Source organism: Pseudoduganella lurida, from assembly GCF_007830455.1.
GTDB lineage: Bacteria > Pseudomonadota > Gammaproteobacteria > Burkholderiales > Burkholderiaceae_D > Rugamonas > Rugamonas lurida.
In genome coordinates this window covers 450,037-470,973 of the sequence record NZ_VLLB01000002.1, presented here as the reverse complement: position 1 = coordinate 470,973, position 20,937 = coordinate 450,037, and the positions used below count along the sequence as shown (strand labels likewise).

At 67.6% G+C, this 20,937-nt stretch carries 25 protein-coding genes; 6 read left to right on the top strand and 19 right to left on the bottom strand.

Annotation, left to right across the window (positions count from 1 at the left end):
• Positions 1-76 precede the first annotated feature (76 nt).
• Positions 77-601, top strand: coding sequence for a GNAT family N-acetyltransferase (locus tag IP91_RS08750; protein WP_145648552.1), 525 nt, complete (start codon positions 77-79; stop codon positions 599-601).
• A 4-nt stretch (positions 602-605) separates the two neighbouring features.
• Here IP91_RS08750 and IP91_RS08745 read toward each other — a convergent pair whose 3' ends face one another.
• Complete coding sequence (locus tag IP91_RS08745) at positions 606-1,463, bottom strand: hypothetical protein (RefSeq protein ID WP_145648551.1); 858 nt, start codon at positions 1,461-1,463, stop codon at positions 606-608.
• Between the two features lie 154 nt (positions 1,464-1,617).
• Complete coding sequence (locus IP91_RS08740; protein WP_145648550.1) at positions 1,618-2,307, bottom strand: class II glutamine amidotransferase; 690 nt, start codon at positions 2,305-2,307, stop codon at positions 1,618-1,620.
• Positions 2,308-2,709: 402 nt separating this feature from the next.
• Here IP91_RS08740 and IP91_RS08735 point away from each other — a divergent pair, with 402 nt between their 5' ends.
• Together IP91_RS08735 and IP91_RS08730 are read left to right on the top strand one after the other, a co-directional pair.
• Positions 2,710-3,540 (top strand): EAL domain-containing protein, encoded by an 831-nt coding sequence (locus tag IP91_RS08735; RefSeq protein ID WP_145648549.1) that lies wholly within the window; start codon positions 2,710-2,712, stop codon positions 3,538-3,540.
• A gap of 138 nt (positions 3,541-3,678) precedes the next feature.
• On the top strand, positions 3,679-4,314 hold the full coding sequence (locus IP91_RS08730; RefSeq protein ID WP_145648548.1) for a YcbK family protein: 636 nt from the start codon (positions 3,679-3,681) through the stop codon (positions 4,312-4,314).
• 129 nt (positions 4,315-4,443) lie between these two features.
• On the opposite strand, the gene IP91_RS08725 is transcribed toward IP91_RS08730, so the two are convergent.
• Positions 4,444-4,629: a DUF3460 family protein gene (locus tag IP91_RS08725; protein ID WP_145648547.1), complete on the bottom strand. Its 186-nt coding sequence runs from the start codon at positions 4,627-4,629 to the stop codon at positions 4,444-4,446.
• A gap of 52 nt (positions 4,630-4,681) precedes the next feature.
• On the opposite strand from IP91_RS08725, the gene IP91_RS08720 reads away from it, so the two are divergent.
• Both IP91_RS08720 and IP91_RS08715 read left to right on the top strand, forming a co-directional pair.
• Positions 4,682-5,086, top strand: coding sequence for a hypothetical protein (locus tag IP91_RS08720; RefSeq protein ID WP_145648546.1), 405 nt, complete (start codon positions 4,682-4,684; stop codon positions 5,084-5,086).
• Positions 5,087-5,203: 117 nt separating this feature from the next.
• The gene (locus tag IP91_RS08715) at positions 5,204-7,498 is read left to right on the top strand and encodes a putative bifunctional diguanylate cyclase/phosphodiesterase (protein ID WP_145648545.1); all 2,295 of its coding nucleotides are present in this window, start codon (positions 5,204-5,206) and stop codon (positions 7,496-7,498) included.
• On the opposite strand, the gene IP91_RS08710 is transcribed toward IP91_RS08715, so the two are convergent.
• From IP91_RS08710 to flgB, 12 genes are all read right to left on the bottom strand, one after another.
• Positions 7,458-8,498, bottom strand: coding sequence for a hypothetical protein (locus IP91_RS08710; RefSeq protein WP_229474152.1), 1,041 nt, complete (start codon positions 8,496-8,498; stop codon positions 7,458-7,460). The genes IP91_RS08715 and IP91_RS08710 overlap by 41 nt on opposite strands.
• Before the next feature lie 31 nt (positions 8,499-8,529).
• Positions 8,530-9,426 (bottom strand): flagellar hook-associated protein FlgL, encoded by an 897-nt coding sequence (flgL, locus tag IP91_RS08705; RefSeq protein ID WP_145648544.1) that lies wholly within the window; start codon positions 9,424-9,426, stop codon positions 8,530-8,532.
• Between the two features lie 10 nt (positions 9,427-9,436).
• Positions 9,437-10,798: a flagellar hook-associated protein FlgK gene (gene flgK, locus IP91_RS08700; RefSeq protein ID WP_145648543.1), complete on the bottom strand. Its 1,362-nt coding sequence runs from the start codon at positions 10,796-10,798 to the stop codon at positions 9,437-9,439.
• 117 nt (positions 10,799-10,915) lie between these two features.
• Positions 10,916-11,326: a rod-binding protein gene (locus tag IP91_RS08695; protein ID WP_145648542.1), complete on the bottom strand. Its 411-nt coding sequence runs from the start codon at positions 11,324-11,326 to the stop codon at positions 10,916-10,918.
• The gene (locus IP91_RS08690) at positions 11,326-12,432 is read right to left on the bottom strand and encodes a flagellar basal body P-ring protein FlgI (RefSeq protein ID WP_145648541.1); all 1,107 of its coding nucleotides are present in this window, start codon (positions 12,430-12,432) and stop codon (positions 11,326-11,328) included. Before IP91_RS08690 ends, IP91_RS08695 begins: the two co-directional genes overlap by 1 nt.
• Positions 12,433-12,442: 10 nt before the next feature.
• Entirely contained in the window at positions 12,443-13,111 is a 669-nt protein-coding gene (gene flgH, locus IP91_RS08685) for a flagellar basal body L-ring protein FlgH (protein ID WP_145648540.1), read from the bottom strand.
• A 16-nt stretch (positions 13,112-13,127) separates the two neighbouring features.
• Positions 13,128-13,919: a flagellar basal-body rod protein FlgG gene (gene flgG, locus IP91_RS08680; protein WP_199754543.1), complete on the bottom strand. Its 792-nt coding sequence runs from the start codon at positions 13,917-13,919 to the stop codon at positions 13,128-13,130.
• A 127-nt stretch (positions 13,920-14,046) separates the two neighbouring features.
• The gene (locus IP91_RS08675) at positions 14,047-14,775 is read right to left on the bottom strand and encodes a flagellar basal body rod protein FlgF (protein WP_145648539.1); all 729 of its coding nucleotides are present in this window, start codon (positions 14,773-14,775) and stop codon (positions 14,047-14,049) included.
• A gap of 24 nt (positions 14,776-14,799) precedes the next feature.
• On the bottom strand, positions 14,800-16,017 hold the full coding sequence (locus IP91_RS08670; protein WP_145648538.1) for a flagellar hook protein FlgE: 1,218 nt from the start codon (positions 16,015-16,017) through the stop codon (positions 14,800-14,802).
• Between the two features lie 10 nt (positions 16,018-16,027).
• Positions 16,028-16,726, bottom strand: a complete 699-nt coding sequence (locus tag IP91_RS08665) for a flagellar hook capping FlgD N-terminal domain-containing protein (RefSeq protein WP_145648537.1) — start codon at positions 16,724-16,726, stop codon at positions 16,028-16,030.
• Positions 16,727-16,728: 2 nt separating this feature from the next.
• Positions 16,729-17,145, bottom strand: a complete 417-nt coding sequence (gene flgC / locus IP91_RS08660; RefSeq protein WP_145648536.1) for a flagellar basal body rod protein FlgC — start codon at positions 17,143-17,145, stop codon at positions 16,729-16,731.
• 24 nt (positions 17,146-17,169) lie between these two features.
• Entirely contained in the window at positions 17,170-17,532 is a 363-nt protein-coding gene (flgB, locus tag IP91_RS08655) for a flagellar basal body rod protein FlgB (protein WP_145648535.1), read from the bottom strand.
• A gap of 120 nt (positions 17,533-17,652) precedes the next feature.
• On the opposite strand from flgB, the gene flgA reads away from it, so the two are divergent.
• A complete protein-coding gene (flgA, locus tag IP91_RS08650; RefSeq protein WP_145648534.1) occupies positions 17,653-18,363 on the top strand; it encodes a flagellar basal body P-ring formation chaperone FlgA in 711 nt (236 codons plus the stop codon).
• Between the two features lie 35 nt (positions 18,364-18,398).
• On the opposite strand, the gene IP91_RS08645 is transcribed toward flgA, so the two are convergent.
• Genes IP91_RS08645 through IP91_RS08630 form a run of 4 tightly spaced genes read right to left on the bottom strand, consistent with a single transcriptional unit; the run spans position 18,399 to position 20,923 of the window.
• A complete protein-coding gene (locus tag IP91_RS08645) occupies positions 18,399-19,199 on the bottom strand; it encodes a glycoside hydrolase family 73 protein (protein ID WP_145648533.1) in 801 nt (266 codons plus the stop codon).
• On the bottom strand, positions 19,186-19,629 hold the full coding sequence (gene flgN / locus IP91_RS08640) for a flagellar export chaperone FlgN (RefSeq protein WP_229474150.1): 444 nt from the start codon (positions 19,627-19,629) through the stop codon (positions 19,186-19,188). The genes IP91_RS08645 and flgN overlap by 14 nt, the downstream gene beginning before the upstream one ends.
• The gene (gene flgM / locus IP91_RS08635; protein ID WP_145648532.1) at positions 19,630-19,938 is read right to left on the bottom strand and encodes a flagellar biosynthesis anti-sigma factor FlgM; all 309 of its coding nucleotides are present in this window, start codon (positions 19,936-19,938) and stop codon (positions 19,630-19,632) included.
• 1 nt (position 19,939) lies between these two features.
• A complete protein-coding gene (locus IP91_RS08630) occupies positions 19,940-20,923 on the bottom strand; it encodes a flagellar motor protein MotB (RefSeq protein WP_145648531.1) in 984 nt (327 codons plus the stop codon).
• Positions 20,924-20,937 lie beyond the last annotated feature (14 nt).

Sequence of the window (20,937 nt, the reverse complement as noted above, 5' to 3'; positions counted from 1 at the left end):
CGTTCCGACTCTGGTGTATAGTCCGGCTCTGTAGCACCCATATCCTTGATCTGCCAGCGTTTTCAACGAGTTCTCAATGCATTTCGATATCCGTCCCGCCACCCCTGCCGATGCTGCTGCCGCCTGCCAGGTGCTGCGCCGGACGATTGCCGAAAGCTGCACGCAGGACCACCAGGACGACCCCGCGATCCTCGACGCCTGGCTGGGCAACAAGCATCCGCCCATGGTGGCCGCGTGGTTCGAGTCGTCGACCAATTACTCGCTGGTGGTGCTGCACGGGGACGCGGTGGTGGGCGTGTCGCTGCTGACGGCCGCCGGCAAGCTGGCGCTGTGCTACGTGCTGCCGGAAGCGCAGCGGCAGGGCGCCGGCCGGGCGCTGCTGCAGCGGGTCGAGGAACACGCGCTGGCCGTCGGCATCCGCACGATCCACCTGCACAGCACCGCGGCGGCGGACCCGTTCTTCGCGGCCCTGGGCTACCGGCGCGATGGCAATGTCCGCTCGCCGTATGGCGTGGACACGATGCTGTTCTGGAAGCCGCTGGTAGCGGGCGCCGAGCCCGATGCCAAGCGCAAGCGCTTCTGCAACTGCAACTCGAACTGATCTCTCAGGCGCCGGCGCGCCACCACACCGCCGACGCGTCGTCCGCCTTCTTCACCGCCTGGCCGGCGTCATTGCCCGCTTCATGGCGGCGCAGCTGCGCCAGCGCGTTATGCAGGTTGCCCCCCGCACACAAGGCAGCGAGCGACGCCTGAGTGTGCAGCCCGTAGCTGTCGACCACCCGGTAAAAGCCGTCCGTCATGCCCAGCAGGAACGCGCCTGCCGGTGCCACGGCTTCGTGGCGGCGTGCCGCGAACGGTCCATCCGGCTTCAGGCACAGCACGGTCGGTCGTGGTGCCATGTTCTGCTCTTCGCGCCGTTTCCGGAGCAGCGGCAGCAGGCGCGCGTGGCGCTCCGCCGGATCGTGCACGCCTTCGGCACGCAGGCGGGCAATCGCGGTCTGCAGCACCGCCTCCTGGGGATTCGTGTACGGGTCGAGGTCGCGCACGCTGCCGTCCGCCAGCGCCAGCAGGCTGATGCAGTCGCCCAGGCAATAGAGCTGCAGCCGGTGCGCCCCGGCTGCCGGCGTGATGCGGATCCAGGTGAGAGCGGCGATCGGCCAGGCATGGACCGGAACGTCGTGGTGCGCCGCGCGTTCCTGGAACGCGGCGCGGACGGTGTCGATGGCGCAGTGCACGGCCTCACGCTGGTCCAGCCCGGCAGCGATGGCCGGTTCGACCGCCGCGCAGAAGCGCCGCACGAACCAGACGACATCGCCATCGATCTCGTCGATGTAGTCGCGCGCCGCAACGGATGTGCCGCCATCGAGCACGAGCAGATCCGTCATGCCCGGACTGTCGAGGATGGCGATGTGGTCTTCGTTATGGGCCGGCGTGGCGCCGACCGACAGGGACAGGCAGGGCATGGACGCTCCGGAATGGCCGCCACCTGGCGGCGCGGCCATGATAGGGTGGTGCCTGGTCGGGATGGGGGCGCGGCCGGGATGCGGTGAAGTCAGGGCGGAAACAGCCTGACCGGGATGGGGTGGGGCCCGGGCGGGAAAGCGGCCAGGCCTCGGATCAGGGATGCAGCAGGCCGCTGCCGAAGGCTTTCAGCTCGCCGGGGGCGAAGGCGACCCAGCCCTCGCGCGCATCGACCGGCTGCGTGGCGATCATCGCGCGGCCGTGGTCGAGGCGGTAATGCAGGTGGGTGGAGCAGTGCGCAAACAGCATCTCGCCGTTCGACAGGATGAAATTGAAGGTACCGTGCGCGGCGATCGTCGCGGCGACCTCGGCCAGTGCGGCGCGCAGTGCCGTCGCGCCGGGCTGGCCGTCCGGGAAGCGCCGCGCCAGGTGGGACAGCAGGTGGCAGAACGCCGCTTCGCTGTCGGTGTCGCCCTGCGGCACGAACGGGCCGGGTGCTGCCGTGAAAGCCTTCAGGTCGCCGTTATGGGCGAAGCACCACGTCTGGCCCCACAGCTGGCGGGCGAACGGGTGCACGTTCTCGATGGCGATGCGGCCCTGCGTCGCCTTGCGGATATGCGCCAGGATATTGCGGGCGCGAAGCGCGCGGTTGCGGATGCGCGTGGCCAGCGGCGAGTCGATCGCGGCGCGGTGGTCGGTGAACAGGCGGCAGTGCTTGCCGCTGTGGAAGGCGATGCCCCAGCCGTCCTTGTGCTCGTCGGTCCGGCCGCCGCGCTCGGCAAACACGTCGAAGAACGGTCCGAGTCCGGCGGGTACGCTGCTGTTCAATCCGAGAAGCTGGCACATGATTGCATGAATTCCGTTGAAGTCAGGTTCAACGATACCGCCACACGCCCGCCGGTAAAACGAATCTTTTTCAATATGCTTATATGGGCGATGCGCATGATAACGAAAATGCATATACGCTGGCCCACCGCCGCGTGCGTGTCCACCCTGGGGTCAGACCCCGACATGGACACGAACTCATCCGTGAGACGGCGGTTCGACTGTCCGGCTGGTGCCCGTGGAAGGTCTGCAAGACCGTCCAGGTGACAGGGCTTTCCAAAACCGGCGGCGTTCCTCCGTCAGGCACGCGCCGAGCGGTTGGGTTCTTTATGCGCGCGACGAATAACAAACGATAAAACGATTCGTTTTGCGAAGTGCGCAGGGCGGCTAGTCTGGCGGCATTTCCATCGAACGAAGCCTGCCATGAGCTATCCCGTCCTCCAGCAATACCTCGCCCGCCTGGCCGATCCCGTCACTGCCGCCGCCTCGCCGGCTTCCCTGTGGCTGGACGGCACGGGCCGCGCCCATGGCCGCTTCTTCCACTGCACGATGACGAGCGTGTTCCATCCCGTGCGGCAGCTGGGCAGCGGGGAAGTGGTCGCGGCCGAAGGGCTGGCGCGCGGCATCTCGGCCGAGGATGAGGGCCTGTCGCTCTGGCGCCTGCTGGAAAATGCCGCCAGCGACGACGAATCCGTCGAACTCGACCGCCTGTGCCGCATGCTCCACGCGATCAATTTCTTCCGGCAGGGTGCCTGCGCCGGCATCGACCTGCACCTGAACGTGCATGGACGGCTGCTGAGTGCCGTCAGCAGCAACCATGGCCACGCGTTCCGCCGCATTCTCGATGCGCTGGCGCTGCCGGTCGAACGCATCGTGCTGCAGCTGCCGGCCACCACGCCGCAACAGAGCTGGCTGCTGGGCTATGTGGCGGACAATTACCGCCGCAACGGTTTCCGCTTCGCCGTGCAGGCAGGCGGCGCCACGGAAGGGCAGGCGCTGCTGGACCGGGTGCGGCCCGACCTCATCCGCATCGATGCGCGCGCTGCCCGCGACCGGGAAGGTTTGTCTCGCCTGGTGGCGGTCGCGGGAGAGCAGGACACGCGGATCGTGTTCCATCATGCCGAAAGCAGTGGCACCCTGGCCACCCTGGCCGACATCGCAACACTGGCGGGCATCGCACCGCTGGCGCAAGGTTACGCGCTGGACCAGCCCCGTGCCGCCTTGCCCGTCGCCGACGTGCCAGTTGCCGCATGAGTCGCGCTGGCTTAAGCACGTCTTAAAGCCGGTCTGCCAGTGGTGCAATTTACGCCACACAGTTAAAGCGCTTTCTCAACTTCCGGGGGCGATGGGCTATAGTAACGGCCGTATCCGCTTCGGTTCAATGGGTTAGCTATGGCAACGCGCAGACAATTTCTTCACAACACGGCCGGCCTTGCCGCCGCCAGTTTCATCGGTGCGCCGCTCGTCGGGCTGAGCCCGGCCCATGCGGCCCAGGACGGCCTGCAGCCGCCGCCCGACATCTTCGACGCCCAGGCCCTCGACCTGGAATTCTGGATCAAGCCCCGCACCATCACCGTGACCCGCCCGCAAAGCAACGAGAAGGCGACCGTGCTGTACTGGCGCGACGGCGAAATCATCCAGTCCGCCTACGAGCAGCTGTGCCACCTACTGCGCGACGTCAACGGCAAGGAGACCATCGCCATCGATCCGAAGCTGCTGGAAACCCTGTGGGGCACGCAGGCCTTCGTGGCGCGCTACGGCATCGGTAGCCCGGTGGAGATCCTGTCCGGCTACCGCACGCCCGCCTCGAACAACCGCTTGCGCGAGCAGGGCATTCCCGCCGCCCGTCAGTCGCTGCACATGGACGGCAAGGCGGCCGACATCCGCATCGCCAACCTGAATGCCGAGGTGCTGGGCGGCCTGGTGAAGAGCTTCGGCCAGGGCGGCGTGGGCTTCTATTACCGCGAGGGCCCGCGCGGCGGCTGGATCCATGCCGACACGGGCCTGAAGCGCACCTGGAAGGGTTGAGCGACGAAGACAGCGGACCCGCGGGTCCGTTGTCGTTTCAGCCGCGGGTTTCAGCCGCGGGGTTCAGCCGGAAGGACCAGCTGCAGGTTTCAGCCGCGAATTGTCAGCCGCGAATTTCAGCTGCAGGTTTCAGCTGTAATAGTAAGGCTTCGTGGCCACGGTATCGCGCTTCTGCCGGTCCGCCGCATCCAGGTCCAGCCGGTGGTCCCACCAGATCTGCCAGCCGCGGCGCTGCTCGTCCTCCATGCCGGGATGGTCATCCCGGTAGCGGTTCAGGAATTCCTCGAATTCCGATACATAGCGTGTCAGCTTCATCGATGCTCCTTTCTTCGGTTACACTGCCTTCCCCATTTCACCACCCATCACGATGCAGCTCGATAATGACGACGGAGCGCCGCCGCGCTTCCGCCCGGTGCCCTGGACGGCGCTGGAAACGCCCGCGGACGCGGAACTGTGGATCGCCGAGCACAACCTGGCGCTGCAGGAACACGTGGGCCGGGACGAAACCGGCTACGGCGTGCGCTTCACGCTGGCGGCCGGCGGCGACATCTTCCTGCAGACCACCGACGACGCCGTGATCCTCGATGTTACGCCCGACGCCGAATGGGCGGCGCCCCTGATCACGGCGGTGGCCCAGGCCGAGCCGCCGAAGGGCTCGATGTGGGTCCTGCCGGACGACAAGCTGGTGCAGCTGATCCTCGGCCTGTCCAGCCTCGTCGAGAGCACGCTGCTGGTGGTAGGCCACAATTTCGGCCGGCGCCACCGCTACTGACCGGTGCCATGCCGGCGGCCCTGCGCACACGGTGCGGGCGCCGCTCGACTTCATGATTCGTTGATGCTAGGCTGATTCGGCGTTCTCGACAGCCATCGCCGTTTCAGCCGGGGAATCATGGACAACCACTCTGCCGCCGCTTCCACCGCGCCGTTCGCCAGCGCCGCATCCCCCGGCACGCTGCCGTTGCCCGTCCTCGCCACGCCGGGTCTGCCGGGCACCCTGCCGGCGCTGGCCCAGGAGACGCTGCTGGCCGCGCTGGGCGGCGACGCCCCCATCGCGCCTGGCGACGTAGCGGAACGCGCCCTGTTCGACGAGCTCTACCTGCTGGCACCGGTCGGCTGTTTCCTGCTGGGCCCCGATGGCAGCATCGAACGGGCCAACCTGGTGGGAGCGGACCTGCTCGACATCGACCGCGCCCAGCCCGGCCGGGCGCGCCTGCGCAGCTTCGTGGCCGCCCGGTTCCTGCCCGATTTCGACCTCTTCCTGGCTGCGGCGCGGCGCAGCACGGCACCGGTCCATTGCGCCTTGCAGCTGCAGCGCGGCCGCGGCGACCGGGGCCTGCCCGTCACGCTGCATGGCTGCCTCGTGCAGGGCGCGCTGCGCGTGACGGTGGAGCCGGCAGAAGGGCGCCTGCCGGCGCTGGAGAAAAGCGAGGAGCGCTTCCGCCGCATCGTGCAGACGGCGCGCGAAGGCATCTGGGAATTCGACGATGCGGCGCACACCACCTTCGTCAATCCGCGCATGGCCGAGATGCTGGGCTACGACATCGACGAGATGCCGGGCCTGTCGCTCGTGAGCTTCATGGATGGCGAAGGGCGCGCGCTGCTGGAACGGAACGTGGCGCGCGGCCAGCAGGGCATGCCGGGCCGCCGCGAGTTCAAGCTGGTCCGCAAGGACGGCGCCGCGCTGTGGGTGCACCTGGCCGTCAATCCGCTGCATGACGAGGACGGCGCCTACCTGGGCGCGCTGGCGCTGGTGTCCGACATCACGGAGCAGCGTACCGCCCACCGCGAATCGGCCGACCTGGCCTGGCAGCAGGCCAATTTCGACGTGCTCACCGGCCTGCCGAACCGCAACCTGTTCCAGGAACGGCTGCGCCACGAAATGAAGAAGGCGCAACGGGGCCGCGCCTTCCTGGCGCTGCTGTTCATCGACCTGGACCGGTTCAAGCAGGTGAACGACCGCTACGGCCACCAGCAGGGCGACGCGCTGCTGGTCCAGGTCGCCCAGCGGCTGGGCGCGTGCATGCGCGCGACGGACACGCTGGCGCGCATCGGCGGTGACGAGTTCGTGGCCATCCTGCCCGAGCTGGGCCATGTGGGCGATGCCGAACGGGTGGCGCGGGACGTGATCGCCGTGCTGCAGCGGCCGTTCGAGCTGGCCGGCGGCAACCAGGGCCATATTTCCGGCAGCGTGGGCATCGCGCTGTATCCGTCCGATGCGGCCGATGCCGAGGAGCTGTTGCGCAATGCCGACCAGGCGATGTACGCGGCCAAGAACGGCGGGCGCAACCGCTTCACCTATTTCACCGAGGACATGCAGGCCGCCGCGCAGGGCCGCCTGCAGCTGGCCGACGAGCTGCGCCGCGCCGCCGCGGAGCACGAGTTCACGCTGCACTACCAGCCGATCGTGCACCTGCAGACGGGCGCCATCGAGCGGGCCGAGGCGCTGCTGCGCTGGCACCATCCGCAGCGGGGCGTGCTCAATCCCGCCGACTTCATCGCCGGCGCCGAATCGACCGGGCTGCTGCTGGAGATCGGCGACCGCGCCTTCCGCCAGGCGGCCGACCAGGTGCTGGCCTGGCAGGCGGCGCTGGGGCGGCCGTTCCAGGTCAGCATCAATGTCTCGTCGGCCCAGCTGCGCGACGAGTCGCACGGCTGGCTGCGCTACGTGGAGTCCTTGCACCTGCCGCCGAAAAGCCTGGTGGCGGACGTGCCGGAAGACCTGCTCGCCGAACCGGCCGCGCACGTGCTGGAGCGGCTGCGCCGGCTGCACTCGCTGGGCGTGCAGGTGGCGCTGGACGATTTCGGCACCGGCCACTCGGCACTGGCGCAGCTCCAGCAGTTCGACATCGACTACCTGAAGATCGACAGCAGTTTCGTGGCCGGGCTGGAGGCGGCGGGCGCCGCGGGTGCGGACGGCAGCGACCTGGCGATGTGCGAGGCCATCATCGTGCTGGCCCACAAGCTGGGCCTGGAGGTGGTGGCCGAAGGGGTGGAAACGCCGGCCCAGCTGGCGCTGCTGCGGCAGGCCGGCTGCGACTACGCGCAGGGGTATGTGTTTGCCCGGCCGGTGCCGGCGGACCAGCTGCTGGCGCTGGCGCGGGAAGGCGGGGAAGGAACCCTGCTCGGCGCGGGCCGGACCCTGCTCAGCGCAGGCCCAGCAGCGACACCACCCGTTCCCGGTTGATGCCCACCAGCGCCGAGGTCAGCGCCAGCAAGGACTGGTAGCCCGGCTCCTGGGCGATGCCGGCGAAGCGGTCGGCCAGGTCTTCCACGCCGGCCGTTTCCAGCTGCGGCATGGCGCTGTCGGCGCGCTGCGCGGCACTGGCCAGTTCCAGGCGCACCTTGGCCAGCGCGGCCTCCACGTGCGCCAGCGCCTGCGTGACCTGCTGCAGCGTGGCGCGCATGCCTTCGATATCGGCGGTGCCCCAGCCTTCCGGCATCACCACGGGCGCTTCGGCCTCCGTCTTGAGCCGGTTCAGCTGGCCGGTGGGGAAGCGCACGCCGCTGCCCTGCACGGCAAACACGTCGCGCACGGCGGGCCAGCTGTCTTCCGACGTGGAGAACACCAGCTCGCCATCCTGGCCGGCCGCCACGCGCACGCCGGCCGGTGCCAGCGCGCTGTCGAAGCGGCCGACGATCTCCTCGTCCGACAGGCCGGGCGACAGGTGCACCGAGCGCAGGCCCTGCGCGCCGCTGCCCACGGCGACGGCCAGCGTTTCGCGCGCGCCGTTGCGCAGGTTCTGCAGGGTCATGCCGCGCACCGAGAAGCGCTGGCTGGACGGCTCGCCGCTGGCGAAATTCAAACGCGCATCGAGCGTGCCGCCGGAAGCCTCGCGGCGGGTGCGCCAGGTATCCGCGAACTGCCGCACGCGCTGTTCGGCCTGGCCGTCGCGCAGCTGGCGCGCCGCCAGCTTGGCCGACAGGTCGGTCTTCAGCGCGCGCAGCTGGGCGGCGCTCTGTTCCAGGAAATCGACGGCCTGCTGGGCGCCGGAAATATCGTTCTGCAGCGGCTGGTCCCAGTTGGACAGGCCGCGGCGCAGCGGGGCGGACGGTGCCGCACCGGTTGCCGCAGCGGCGCCGTCGGCCGCACCCGCCACGCCGCTGCCATCCAGCGGATTTGCCGAAGCGGACGAATCCGTGGCAAGGCCCGTGGTGGCGGTGGCGGGACGCTGGACGATTTGCATGGTACGGATCTACTGGAATAAGCGCGGCGGGTTACAGGACGTTGAACAGCGACAGGTTGCTGACCTTCGAATAGGACTGGTACGTGGCCTGCAATGCCATATTGTAGCCTGCCAGTTCGCTGGAGGCGACGCCGTAGTCGAGTGCGGACAGGTCGCGCATCGCCGTCTGGTTCGACAGGCTGACATTGGCATGGTTGTTGTCCAGCGTGGTGAGCACGTTCTGCGCGCCGCCCAGCGTGGCGACCTTGGCCGCCAGCGCGTTCTGCGTGCTGTCCACCATGTCCATCGTGCTGGCGATCGTGGCGTGCAGCGTGGGATCGGACGAGCCGGTGGTCGCGTTGCGCAGGGCCTCGATGACCGTGTTCAGCTGGTTCAGCAGCGCGGGCATGCCGGCCAGGTTGACGTTGACGGCCTGCGAGATGCCATTGCCGACCACGACTTTCTGCTCCTTCTCGTTGCCGTCATAGACATAGCTGGCGCCATCCAGGCGGACCGGCGCCGTATTGGTCTGCGTGCCGGAGAACAGGTAATTGCCTTCCTGGTCGCGCGTGTTGGACGTGTACAGCAGGCTGTCGCGCAGCGATTCCAGGCTGTTCACCATGGCCTTCAGGTCGTCCGGCGTATTGCCGCCGTCGGCTGCCCACACCATCAGGTCGTGCGCCTCGCCCAGGTCGCCCACCATGCCGGACAGGTAGCCTTCGTTCTTGGACAGGCGGATCTTCACCGCGGCGATGTTTTCGCGGTACTGGCCGATGATGGCTTCCTCGCGTGTCAGGCGCGACACGCGCACGTTGGCGACGGGATCGTCGGAAGGCAGCATCTGCGCCTTGCCGCTGGCCATCTGCTGGGTCAGGCGCGAAACCATCGTCTGGTTCAGTTCCAGCGAGCGGCTCAGGGTGGCCTGGTATTGGGTGGTGGCGATACGCATCTGCTGCTCCTTAGCCGAACATTGCCAGCGTGGATTCGAACAGCGTGTTCGCCACGGCGATGACTTTCATGTTGGCCTGGTACATGTTCTGGAATTCGACGATGTTGATGGCTTCCTCGTCCTTGTTGACGCCGGACGTTGCCGCCCAGTCGTCTTCCGCCTGCCGGCGGATCGTCGTGGCCGTGTTCAGCAGCGACAGGTTCTGCTGGCTCCGGATGCCCAGCTGGCCGACCAGCTGCGTGTCGGCATCGCCCAGCATCACGGTGCCCAGTCCGTTGAGCGAGACGGTCTTGTTCTTGATGTCGACCAGCAGCTGCAGGTTGCCGGAGTCGCCCGGCGTGCCATCCGCCGACAGCGCCAGGTCCGATGCCGTGTAGCCGGCCACCACGGACAGGATGCCGCCCGCGTCGGTCGCGAACAGCGGCTTGCCGGGCGTGCCGTCGGTGTACTGGCCCTGCGCCAGCTGCGCGTTCATCTCGGTCGACAATGTACTGGCCATCGCGGCGATCGAGGCCTGCAGCGGCAGCAGGGTGTTCTTCTCGAAGTCGCCCAGGCCGCCCAGCTGGCCGCCCATGCTGGCGTCGTCCACCGAGAACCGGGCATCGGCAAAGCTCACCACCAACTTCGGCGTGGCGCTGGTGGTATCGATGGCCAGGCTGCCGGCCACGGCACCGGCCACCAGCGGCTGGCCCGACTTCAGCGACACGGAGCGGCTGCCGTCCGGCTGCTCCAGCACCTCGATGGAGGCCAGTTGCGACAGCGCGTCGATGGCCTGGTCCCGCTCGTCGATCAGGCCGGACGTGTTGGTGCCGAGCGCGCCGGCGGCGGCGATCTGCTTGTTCAGGGAAGCGATGTTCTGCGTCAGCGTGTTGAACTTGGGCAGCGTGGCCTCGCGCTGCTGCTGCACGGAGACCTGCTGGTTGCGGGTCACCTGGTAGATGCTGTTGAAGCTTTCCGCCAGCGCGCCGGCCTGCGCCACCACCTGGCCGCGCAGCGGACCGGAGGTGGGCTCTTCGCCGACCGCGTTCAGCGCCTTGAAGAAGTTGTCCATCGCATAGGAAATGCTCGACTTGTCGTCGGACATCACCTGCTCCAGCTGCGTCAGGTAGGGCTGCTGCTGCGTGTAGCGGCCCAGCTCGGCATTCGAGCGCCACAGCTGCTGGCTCTTGTAGGAGTCGGAAAAGCGCAGCAGCGACGTCACGTTCACGCCATTGCCCGCGCCTTGCGTGCCGATGCCGGGGGCCTGCGCGGCCAGCAGCACGCCCTGGCGGGTATAGCCCTTGGTCTGCAGGTTGGCGACGTTCTGGCTGGCCGAATTCAGGCCGGCCTGGGCGGCAACGGCACCGGACAACGCGTTGTTAATGATGGTCATGGCGGATCTTTCATGGCAGCCGGCCCGTCCGGTCACGGACGGCTGGCCGGGGGATGACGCTGGAATGCTCCGGAACTGCTCTGTTATCTATTCATGGCGACCGCCGGACCCGCGGCATTAAGTCTTTGCCGAACTTTTCTGTGCTGAAGGAACGGCGCCGGCCGGCATCGGTGCGGCCGGTGGCGGCGGGGCGGCGGGGATGAGCTGGCGCAGGATGGCATCGGCCACGCCGAAAGCGCGCTGGTGGGCCATCTGGTCGGCGACCAGGTTGTCGGCCATGTCCAGCATGTCGCTGTTGACGGAATCCTTGTAGATGCTGTCGTCGCCGGACAGCTCCTTCGTCGAGCTGCGCATCTGCTTGAGCATGTGGCCGATGAAAAAGCTCTCGAACTTGATGGCCGCTTCCGTGGCCTTCCTGTGATACGCGCTGTCGGCGGGCGCCACCTGCGGCGCGCCCTCGGCGGCCGGATCGAGGCCGGCGCCGGCGGTGGTGGAGGTGGCCGAGGTGACGGGCAGGCGCGCGTCCATCAGATCACCACCAGTTCGCCTTCGATCGCGCCGGCCTGGTCGAGTGCCTGCAGGATCGCCATGATGTCGTCCGGCGAGGCGCCCAGGCTGTTCACCACGTCGATGATCGACTGCAGCTTGGCGCCGGCGGGCCACTTGAACATCTGGCCCGACCCCTGGTCCACCGACACGTTCGACTGCGGCGTGACGACGGTCTGGCCGCCGGCCAGGGCGTTCGGCTGGCTGACCTTCGAGCTTTCCGAGATCACCACCTTCAGGGAGCCATGGGTGACGGCGGCCGCCTTCACGCGCAGGCCGTCGGCGATGACCACCGTGCCGGTGCGCGAATTGAACACGACGCGCGGATTTTCCTGGCCCACGTCGATGTTCAGGCCTTCCAGTTTCGCCATGAAGGCCACGCGCTGGGTCGGGTTTTCCGGGGCGGCCACGGCCACGCTGGTGGCATCGTCCGTGCTGGCGATGTTGCCGAATTTGCGGTTGATTGAGTCGACGATATTGGTGGCCGTCTCGAAGCTGGGGCGGCGCAGCGACAGGCGCACCGTGGCATTGGTCGAAAAATCGGTGGCGATCTCGCGCTCGATCAGCGCGCCGTTCGGAATGCGCCCGGCCGTCGGCGTGTTGACGGTGACGGAGGAGCCGCTCTTGCCGGAAGCGTTCAGGCCGCCCACCACGACATTGCCCTGCGCCAGCGCATAGGTTTCATTGTCGGCCGCGCGCAGGGGCGTGAGCAGCAGCGAGCCGCCGCGCAGCGACTTCGCATCGCCCAGCGACGACACGGTGACATCGATCGGCTGGCCGCGGCGGTAGCCCGGCGGGAACACGGCGGACACCATCACGGCAGCCACGTTCTTGCTCTTGGCATCGGCACCGTCCGGCATCTTCACGCCGAACTGCTTGAGCATGTTGACCACCGACTGGCTGGCGAACTTCACCTGCGTCGAGTCGCCGCTGCCGTTCAGGCCCACCACCAGGCCATAGCCGACTAGCGGATTGTCGCGCACGCCTTCGATGGAGACGAGGTTGCGCAGCACCTGGGCGGCCTGGGCGGGCAGTGCTGCCAGAGCGCCAAGGATGGCGCAGGCGGCGAACAGTTTGTGCAGTTTCATGGGCAATCCGTCAGAACGGCATCAGGGGGCCGAGGAAGAAGCGCTGCAGCCAGCCCGGCGTGTTGGTGTCGGCCAGCGTGCCCTGCGCCGAGTAGGCGATGCGGGCATTGGCGATGCGCTGCGACGAGACCTGGTTGTTGGCATCGATGTCGGCGGCGCGCAGGTAGCCGCGCAGCCGCACGAATTCCTCGCCCTGGTTCAGGGTGAGGGCCTTTTCGCCGGCCACCTTCAGGAGGCCGTTCGGCATCACTTCCTGGACCACCACGGTGATCGCGCCGGTCAGCGCATTCTGTTGCGTGGCCGTGGCGTCGCCCTGGAACGAATGGCCGGCGGAGAGGTCGATGCCGGCCTTCGGATACGTCTTGCCGAGCAGGGAAGGGGGCGTCACGGAGATGCCGGAATCCTTGCCCAGCTTGGTGCCGGCGCTTTTCGATGCCTGCGTGGTTTCCTGCAGGATCACGGTCACCACGTCGCCGGTGCGGAACGCGCGGCTGTCCGAGACGAGCGACAGGCCGGCGTCGGCGGAGAACACCCCGCCCGAGGTGCCACGGGGCGCCGCGATGCGGGCCACGGCGGGCGGTTCGTCATAGGGGCCGGGCCGCACGGGGGGCGGCGCCAGCGTGGCGGCGCAACCGGCCAGCAGCAGCGCGGCCAGTGCGCTCAGTTGCGCTTTGATCATCGGGTCCTCGAAAAAATCAGCGGGCGGCCTGGGCCAGGTACTGCAGCATGTTGTCCGCGGCGGACAGCACCTTCGTGTTCATTTCATAGGTGCGCTGCGCAGCGATCATGTCGACCATCTCCTCGACCACCTGCACGTTGGACGCTTCCAGCGCGCCCTGTTTCAGCTTGCCGAACTGCGCGTCGCCCGGACGGCCTTCGGTGGGCGCGCCGGAGGCGGCCGTTTCCGCGAACAGGTTCTCGCCCAGCGCCTGCAGGCCGGCCGGGTTGATGAAGGTGGTCAGCGTGAGCTGGCCCAGTTCGGTAGGCGCCGTGTTGCCGGCGATGGTGGCGGATACGGTGCCGTTCTCGGCGATCGTGATCGAGGTGGCATTGGCCGGCACGGTGATCTGCGGGGTCAGCGGCAGGCCCTGTGCATTGATCAGCACGCCGTTGGCATCCAGGCCCAGCTGGCCGGCGCGGGTGAAGGCGGCTTCGCCGTTCGGGCGCTGCACCTGCATGAAGCCATTGCCGACCACGGCCACGTCGTACTGGTTGCTGGTGATCTGCGTGCTGCCGTTGGTGAACACCTTCTGCGTGCCCACCATATGGGTGCCGTTGCCCAGCTGCACACCGGTCGGCGCGAGCGTGTTGTTGTCGGCGCGCTGCGCGCCCGGCTGGCCTTCGATGGAGTAGGCCAGATCCTCGAAGACCACGCGGTCCTTCTTGAAGCCGACCGTGTTGGCGTTTGCCAGGTTGTTGGCGATGGCCTGCAGCTTGGCATCCTGTGCCTGCACGCCGGTCTTGCTGATCCACATTGCTGGATTCATGTGATGCTCCTGTTGGTGGCCGCGGTCATTCGCGGCGGGGCCGTGCCATGACAACGGCAATCCGCCAGGCAACTTTAATGCCGGCGGAAAATAAATTGGTAAGAGTCAGCTGCGGATCGGCGGCCGATCAGGCGCTGATCAGCCGGTTGCCGGCAGTGGTCATGTCGTCCGCCGCCTTGAACAGCTTCATCTGCACTTCGAACGTGCGGTTCAGGCTCATCGTCGCGACCATTTCCTCGACGGCCGACACGTTCGAGCCTTCCAGGTGGCCGGGGCGGATCTGCACCGTGTTGTCGGTGGCCAGCGGCTGGCCGTCGCGCGCCACGATCAGGCCCGCCTCGTTCTTGGTCAGCTCGCCCCCTTCGGCGCGCACCAGCTTGAGCTTGTCGATCACCTGCATCTCGCCCATGCCGCCGGGGCTCTGGATCGACACGGTGCCGTCCTGGCCGATTTCCACCTTGGTGTAGATGGGCAGCGTGATCGGCCCGCCTTCGCCCAGGATCGGCATGCCGTTCACCGTCATGGTGCCGTTGGCGTCCAGCGTGATGCCGCCGGCGCGCGTGTACGCCTCGCCGTTCGGTCCCTCGACGGCAAAGTAGCCACTGCCCGAGATCGCCACATCGAGGTCGCGGCCGGTCGGCCGCAGCGTGCCCTGCTTGGTCGAGATCGCGTTGGCCTGCAGCGTGGTCATGTGGCGGTCGTCGTAGCCATAGCCGGGTGCGGCCTGTGCGGTGGCCAGCTCCAGGTTGGCGCGGAAGCCGCCCGTGTCCATGTTGGCGAGGTTGTTGGCGTGCACCTGCTGGCCCCGCAGGGCCCGCTCGGCGCCGCTCATCGCGGTGTAGATCAATGCGTCCATGGTTCAGTCCGAGTCCAGTGCGTGTTACAGGGCCTGCATCAGCGACTGCAGCATCTGGTTCTCGGTCGTGATGACCTTCGAGTTCGCCTGGTAGTTGCGCTGCGAGCCCATCAGGCCCACCAGTTCGTTGGTGATGTCCACGTTGGAGCCTTCCAGCGTGGCGATCGACAGGCTGCCCGCCACGCTGGCGCCCGGGTTGTCGAGGCTGACGGTGCCCACGTCGCCGCTGGCGGTCCAGCTGGTGTCGTTGACGGGCACCAGCGCATCCTCGTTGGAGAACGTGGCCAGCTTGATCTGGCCGACGGCCTGCTGCTGGCCGTTCGAGTACTTGGCGATCACCTTGCCGTCCGAACCCAGTTCCACGCCCACGTACTGGCCGGTCGTGTAGCCGTCCGCCACGTTGGTGGAGGTGGTCGCCTCGCCGGCCTGCAGCGTGCTGCCCGTGTAGTCGATCACCAGTGCCACGTCGGCGGCCGGGGCGGGCTTGAAGGTGAGGTTCAGCTTGGCGGGCGTCGTGGTATCGAGCGCGCCGTTGCTGTCGAACGTCAGCTGGATGGCTTCGCCGGTGGCCGGCCGCTGGCCATCGACCAGCGTGTGGATGGTGACCGTGTTGGCGGCATCGTCGTCGCGCACGAAGTACTGGCTGACCGTGTGGCTCTTGCCCTGGCTGTCATACGCCAGCGTCACCTTGGTCATGTTGTAGCTGGCCGAATCGGGCACCACGGCCGGATCGCTGGTGGTGTCGAACGCGACCGTCGGCTTCTTCCAGTCGGCCGACAGGTTGGCCGTGAAGTCGATGCCGGTCGATGCCTTCGCTGCCAGCGTGGAGGTCGGTACCTTGAGGTCGCCCGGCACGCCATCCGATTCCACGCCCGGCGTCAGCTGGTTGCCCTGCACGCGGCGGCCGGCGCTGTCGACCAGGAAATCGCTGCCGTCCTTCGTGAAGATGCCCACGCGGCTGTACACGGTCTCGCCGGACGACGTCTTGCTGACGAAAAAGCCGCGGCCGTTGATGGAGGCATCCAGCGAACGGCCGGTGCTCAGCACGCCGCCCGTCAGGCCGATGTTCTGGGTGGTCGAGCCGATGGTCGTGCCGGTGGCCTGCGTGCCCGCGTACATCGACGAGAAGTTGGCGCGCTGGGCCTTGTAGCCGTAGGTGCCGGCGTTGGCGATATTGTTCGAGATGCTGGTCAGCTGCTCGTTGATGGCCTGCAGGCCGGACAGGGCGATATTGAAGCTCATGGCGTTCCTCTTAGAGAGAAGTGGTCGCGGCGCCGGCCGCAGCGGTGGTAGTGGATTTGCCGTTGAAGGCGGTGACGGCGCTCGGCGCGACCTCGCCCACGTTGGCGATGTTGAGCACGATGCTGCCCGTGGCGCCCAGGCGCACGCTGTTCAGGCGCCCGGCGATATCGACCGGCGGGGTTTCGCCGGACGACGTGACGACCTTCATCTTGTAGGTGCCCGCGGGCAGGCCCATGGCCGTCGGATCGATCGAGAACGGCGCGCTGCCCGCGGCGAGCGGGCCGAGTGCCAGTTCGTGGTCCTGGCCATCGCTGCCGGTCAGGACCAGGGTGGTCTTGGTGCTGTTCGAGGTGAGGGCCAGTTCGCCGCTCACCTTGGTGCCGTCCAGCTGCACGCTGGTGGCGGTGGCCATCACGTTCGAGCCCACCTGGCCGCCCAGCGCCAGCACCTGCATGCTCTGCAGCACGCTGGCGTTGTTGCTGGTCAGCGAGGCCAGGTTCTGCAGCGCTTCCGTCTGCGACAGCTGGGTCAGCTGCTGGACGAACTGGGACGGATCGCTGGGCGACAGCGGATCCTGGTTCTTGATCTGCGCCACCAGCAGCTTGGTGAACATCTCCTGGCTCTCGCTGGCGTTGTTCGCCAGCGGCGTGGACGAGGAGGACGCACCGGCCGAAGCCGCTGCCGAGTTGGTGAAAAGGTTCGTTTCCATGATCAGACTTCGCCCAGTTTCAGAAGGGATTGCTGCATGGACCGGATGCGGCCCAGCACCTCGACATTCGTCTCGAAGGCGCGCGAGGCGGACATCATGTCCGTCATCTCGGCCACCTGGTTGACGTTCGGGTAGAACACCATGCCCTCGGCATTGGCCATCGGGTGGTCCGGCTCGTACACCTTGCGCAGCGGCTCGGCGCTCTCGACCACGTCCAGCACCTGCACGCGGCCGCCGGCGGCGGCATTCGCGCCTTCGTTCATCACGGCGGCAAACACGGGCTTGCGGGCGCGGTAGGTGTCGTTTTCGCTGGCGGACACGGAATCGGCGTTGGCCAGGTTCGATGCCACCGTGTTCAGGCGCACCGTCTGCGCCGCCATCGCCGATCCGGCGATCTGGGAAATATCCTTGAAGCTCATGCGGGACCCGTGTCGGAAAGTTCTTTATTGCCCATTGATGGCCTTGGCCAGCCCCTTCAGCTTCATGTTGATGAAGGTGAGGCTGGTCTGGAAATCGGTGGCGTTCTGCGAGAAGGCGGCCTGCTCGACGCCGATCTCGACGGTATTGCCGTCCGCCGTCGGGTGGTGCGGCACGCGGAACAGGGGATCGCTTTCCGACATCAGCGACAGGCCGCCATCGGCTTCGGACTGCAGGCGCGCCATCGACGACGCGAAGTCGATGTCCTGGGCCTGGAAGCCCGGCGTGTTCTCGTTGGCGATATTCGAAGCCAGCACGCGGCTGCGCTCCGTGCGCAGGTTGAGCGCATCGGCGTGGATACCGGTCACGTCCTTGAAATTGATGCCCATATGGATCCCCTGTATTGGCCGGCGTGGCAGCCGCGCTGGCAGTCATGCCATGTAGAATTGCGGCCACCGACCGCGGATTGCAGGCAATCTCGGCGAAATATTGCCTCGAAGGTATTGCCCATGTTCAACAAATGCATTGTAACCCGATTTTTTCCGCTGTTGCTCATCGGCATGACCAAGTTTTGCACGGCAGCATCCGTCACGCCTGAGTCGCTGGTCGCGCAGGTGCAGCGGGAAGCGACCGCGCAGCTGAACCGGCACGCGGAACTGGCCGGCTGGAGCGAACCTGCGTTCGAGATCGAGGTTGCCAGGAATACCAGGCCGATCGGGAGCTGCGACGGCGTCCCCAGAGTGGAGAGCGCGGATATCCGCCAGCCGGCGCGGATGCGCTTCGTGGCAATCTGTCCAGACGCCGGCGGCTGGCGTTACGAATTCGTCACGCGCGCCAGGATTTCCGCCCGCGTGGCCGTTGCGGCAACGGACTTGCCATCAGGGAAAAGTGTTGACATAAACGACCTGTTGCTGGAGCGCCACGACATCACGGGCATGCCGGATGCGCTGTCCGATCTCTCCGCGGTGCCGGGGATGGCGACCCGGCGCACCGTCCGTGCCGGCACGGTGCTGCGCGCCAACATGCTGGTGGCGGCCACCCTCGTCAAGCGGGGCGAGGCGGTGCGCATCGTGGCCAGGAAGGACAATATCGAAGTGACCATGGCGGGCGAGGCCGTCGATGGCGGCGGGCGGGGCGCGACGATCCGGGTGAAGAACGCCAGCGGCAACGTGATCCGGGCGCGGGTGGTGGAGCAGGGACAGGTGGAGCCGATGGAATAACGTCCGCCAGGGGCGGCGGTTGTCCGGCCCGAGGCTTATTCGGAGCGGGCGATCTTCGCGGCCAGCTTCGCCAGCTTCTGCGCGTAGGCGGGATCGGTGGCATAGCCGCCGCGCGCCAGGCCGCTGGCGAACGCATGGGCGTCGTTGCCGGCGTTCAGGGCCGACTGGTAGCGGGGATTGGCCGTCAGGAGCTCGGCATAGTCGCGGAAGGCGCTGGCCTGGTCCGGATAGCTGCGGAATTTCTCCACCTTGCGCACGGCGGCGCCATGTTCGTATTCGGTGGTCGTGTTGGCGGCCACGTCGCCCTGCCAGCCGCTGCCGGCCTTGATGCCGAACAGGTTGTTGGTGTCCGCGCCGCCCTGGCGCAGCGGGCGCTGGCCCCAGCCCGATTCGAGCGCCGCATGGGCGGCCACGATATCGGGCGAGACGCCCAGCTTTTCGGCAGCCTGCGCGGCGTACGGGCGGATCGCCGCCAGGAACTCCTGCTGCTGCGCGGTACTTCCGTTGATCATGCTGCCGTCGATCGTACTTCCATCGATGCCGCCATCGATGGCGCCATCGGCGGCGGGGCCGCCCAGGGCAGTGGCGGACAGGCGGGCACGCAGCGCCGCGCCGTCAGCCGTCAGCCCGGCACCGGCGGAACCGACGCTGCCGCCGGCCGCGATGAAATTCGCGACATCGGCCTGCACCTGGTTGAAGGCGCTCGCAAAACCGCCGGCCGCTGCCCCGCCGCCGAAGCCGGCGGGCAGGGCGGGCCGCGCCGCCGTCATGTTCGATGCGGTGGCGGCCGTTGCTGCCGTGGGGGGCGTGGCAAAGGTGAAATCAGGCCGGCTCATAGTCCCGGTGCTCGCCGTGCAGCACGCGCTGCATGATCGTGAACTGTTCGGCCAGCAGGTCGCCATTGCGTTTCGCGGCCGCCTTCGCCGCCAGCACCATGCGCTCCAGTGCCGCCCAGTCCGCTTCCAGCCGGGCGCGCGGTCCCGGGCGGAGCAGGGCAAACACCTGCGCCATGGCCGGCTGCGGGCCCGTCAGGCGGGTGGCCAGGGCGACACGGCGGGCGCGGCGCGTTTCCAGTTCGTCCACCAGCATGCCGATCGCTTCGGCCAGCTGGCCCAGGCGCGCCTGCTGGTGGCGGATGGCGGCATCGAACTGCTCGCCGAGCAGGTCCTGCAGCGACGCGTAGCCGACCAGGTCGAGCGCGATGTCCTGCAGCAGCTGCCCCATGGCGGCCTGGCGCGACAGCGCCCCTGTGAGCGGGAGATTCACTCAGCGGGCTCCGTGGAAGCGCTGGATCATGCCGGCCAGCTTGCCCGGATTGAACGGCAGTTCGCCCTTGGCCAGCGCATCGCGCAGCATGGCCACTTTTTCATGGTCGAAGTCGGGCAGCTGGTCCATGGCCGCCAGCGCCGGCTGCAGCACGGACGATTGCAGGGGCGCCGCGGCGGCGGCGCTCTTCGGCGCCTCGGGGGCGGCCGTCTCCGTCACCGTTTGCACGGGCGCGGCAGCATTGGCACCACCCACATTTCCACTCGAGATACGCATACGCTGGCCTCTTCCCTTCGTTTCGATTGCCATGTCAGTTCTCCGCTGCCTTGCCGGGCAGCAGCTTGTCGCGCAGTTGCTGCAGCGCGCTCGCGTCCGGCAGCACCGTGTCGACATCGGGGCTGGCCGCCTGCCTCCGGTCCGGCATGCCGAACATATTGGCCACGGCGCTGGCCTGGCCGCTCGTCAGGATCAGCAGTTCGATGCGGCGGTTCACGCCGGCGGCGGCATGCTTCGTGTCGAGCGGCGCGCGGTCGGCCATGCCGACCACCTGCAGCACGCTGTCGGCCGCCATGCTGCCGGCCAGCAGCTGCGCCCGCGCCGACATGGCGCGGTTCGACGACAGGTTCCAGTTGGAGAACGAGGAATGGCCCGTGTCGGCGTACTGCAGCGAATCCGTGTGGCCCACGATCAGCATCTGGTTCTTCATGCGCGCGAACAAGGGCCCCATTTTACGCAATAGCGTCTGGAACTTGCCGGTCGGGATGGCGCTGCCCCGCACAAACATGCCTTGCCTGTCGGTATCATGCAACATGACACGCAGACCATACGGCGTGACGACGGATTCCAGGTTGCTCTGCAGTCCCGCATCCTGGCTCATCTGTTGCAGCGCCCTGGCCAGCAGGTTCAGGTCATCGGCCGTCTCGTAGCTGACCTTCTGGGGGGCCTGCTGCGGATTCTGCTTCATGCCCTTTTCTTCCTTGCCCTCCACATCCGTGTTGCCGGTGCGGGGGAGAGGAAGACGGTCGATCAGGCTGCCGCGCGGGCCGCCCACCTGCTCGGGCATCACGCCCTTGCCCTGGTCGGTGCGGTTGCCGTCCGATTCGGTGAGGATCTGCTGCAGGCTCTCGGTATTGCGCGAAGCCATCAGCCACAGCACGAGGAACAGGCACATCAGCGCCAGGCAGAAGTCGGCGAACGCCACTTTCCAGGCGCCGCCGTGCTCGTCGTGCGCGTGCTTGCCGCCCCCGCGCTTGACGATGGTGGTCTCGTGGTGCTTCTCATGCGGCTTCAGCATGACGGGCTCCTGGC

What these genes read in the sequence shown, in the direction of transcription:
- flgA (WP_145648534.1), top strand. Translation starts at nt 17,653, where the DNA reads ATGTTCAACAAATGCATTGTAACCCGATTTTTTCCGCTGTTGCTCATC.
- IP91_RS08725 (WP_145648547.1), bottom strand. Translation starts at nt 4,629, where the DNA reads ATGAAGCTGACACGCTATGTATCGGAATTCGAGGAATTCCTGAACCGC.
- IP91_RS08730 (WP_145648548.1), top strand. Translation starts at nt 3,679, where the DNA reads ATGGCAACGCGCAGACAATTTCTTCACAACACGGCCGGCCTTGCCGCC.
- flgG (WP_199754543.1), bottom strand. Translation starts at nt 13,919, where the DNA reads ATGAATCCAGCAATGTGGATCAGCAAGACCGGCGTGCAGGCACAGGAT.
- IP91_RS08735 (WP_145648549.1), top strand. Translation starts at nt 2,710, where the DNA reads ATGAGCTATCCCGTCCTCCAGCAATACCTCGCCCGCCTGGCCGATCCC.
- flgH (WP_145648540.1), bottom strand. Translation starts at nt 13,111, where the DNA reads ATGATCAAAGCGCAACTGAGCGCACTGGCCGCGCTGCTGCTGGCCGGT.
- IP91_RS08645 (WP_145648533.1), bottom strand. Translation starts at nt 19,199, where the DNA reads ATGAGCCGGCCTGATTTCACCTTTGCCACGCCCCCCACGGCAGCAACG.
- flgC (WP_145648536.1), bottom strand. Translation starts at nt 17,145, where the DNA reads ATGAGCTTCAAGGATATTTCCCAGATCGCCGGATCGGCGATGGCGGCG.
- IP91_RS08715 (WP_145648545.1), top strand. Translation starts at nt 5,204, where the DNA reads ATGGACAACCACTCTGCCGCCGCTTCCACCGCGCCGTTCGCCAGCGCC.
- IP91_RS08690 (WP_145648541.1), bottom strand. Translation starts at nt 12,432, where the DNA reads ATGAAACTGCACAAACTGTTCGCCGCCTGCGCCATCCTTGGCGCTCTG.
- IP91_RS08695 (WP_145648542.1), bottom strand. Translation starts at nt 11,326, where the DNA reads ATGGACGCGCGCCTGCCCGTCACCTCGGCCACCTCCACCACCGCCGGC.
- IP91_RS08740 (WP_145648550.1), bottom strand. Translation starts at nt 2,307, where the DNA reads ATGTGCCAGCTTCTCGGATTGAACAGCAGCGTACCCGCCGGACTCGGA.
- IP91_RS08675 (WP_145648539.1), bottom strand. Translation starts at nt 14,775, where the DNA reads ATGGACGCATTGATCTACACCGCGATGAGCGGCGCCGAGCGGGCCCTG.
- IP91_RS08630 (WP_145648531.1), bottom strand. Translation starts at nt 20,923, where the DNA reads ATGCTGAAGCCGCATGAGAAGCACCACGAGACCACCATCGTCAAGCGC.
- IP91_RS08745 (WP_145648551.1), bottom strand. Translation starts at nt 1,463, where the DNA reads ATGCCCTGCCTGTCCCTGTCGGTCGGCGCCACGCCGGCCCATAACGAA.
- flgB (WP_145648535.1), bottom strand. Translation starts at nt 17,532, where the DNA reads ATGGGCATCAATTTCAAGGACGTGACCGGTATCCACGCCGATGCGCTC.
- IP91_RS08670 (WP_145648538.1), bottom strand. Translation starts at nt 16,017, where the DNA reads ATGAGCTTCAATATCGCCCTGTCCGGCCTGCAGGCCATCAACGAGCAG.
- IP91_RS08720 (WP_145648546.1), top strand. Translation starts at nt 4,682, where the DNA reads ATGCAGCTCGATAATGACGACGGAGCGCCGCCGCGCTTCCGCCCGGTG.
- flgM (WP_145648532.1), bottom strand. Translation starts at nt 19,938, where the DNA reads ATGGCAATCGAAACGAAGGGAAGAGGCCAGCGTATGCGTATCTCGAGT.
- flgK (WP_145648543.1), bottom strand. Translation starts at nt 10,798, where the DNA reads ATGACCATCATTAACAACGCGTTGTCCGGTGCCGTTGCCGCCCAGGCC.
- IP91_RS08665 (WP_145648537.1), bottom strand. Translation starts at nt 16,726, where the DNA reads ATGGAAACGAACCTTTTCACCAACTCGGCAGCGGCTTCGGCCGGTGCG.
- IP91_RS08710 (WP_229474152.1), bottom strand. Translation starts at nt 8,498, where the DNA reads ATGCAAATCGTCCAGCGTCCCGCCACCGCCACCACGGGCCTTGCCACG.
- flgL (WP_145648544.1), bottom strand. Translation starts at nt 9,426, where the DNA reads ATGCGTATCGCCACCACCCAATACCAGGCCACCCTGAGCCGCTCGCTG.
- IP91_RS08750 (WP_145648552.1), top strand. Translation starts at nt 77, where the DNA reads ATGCATTTCGATATCCGTCCCGCCACCCCTGCCGATGCTGCTGCCGCC.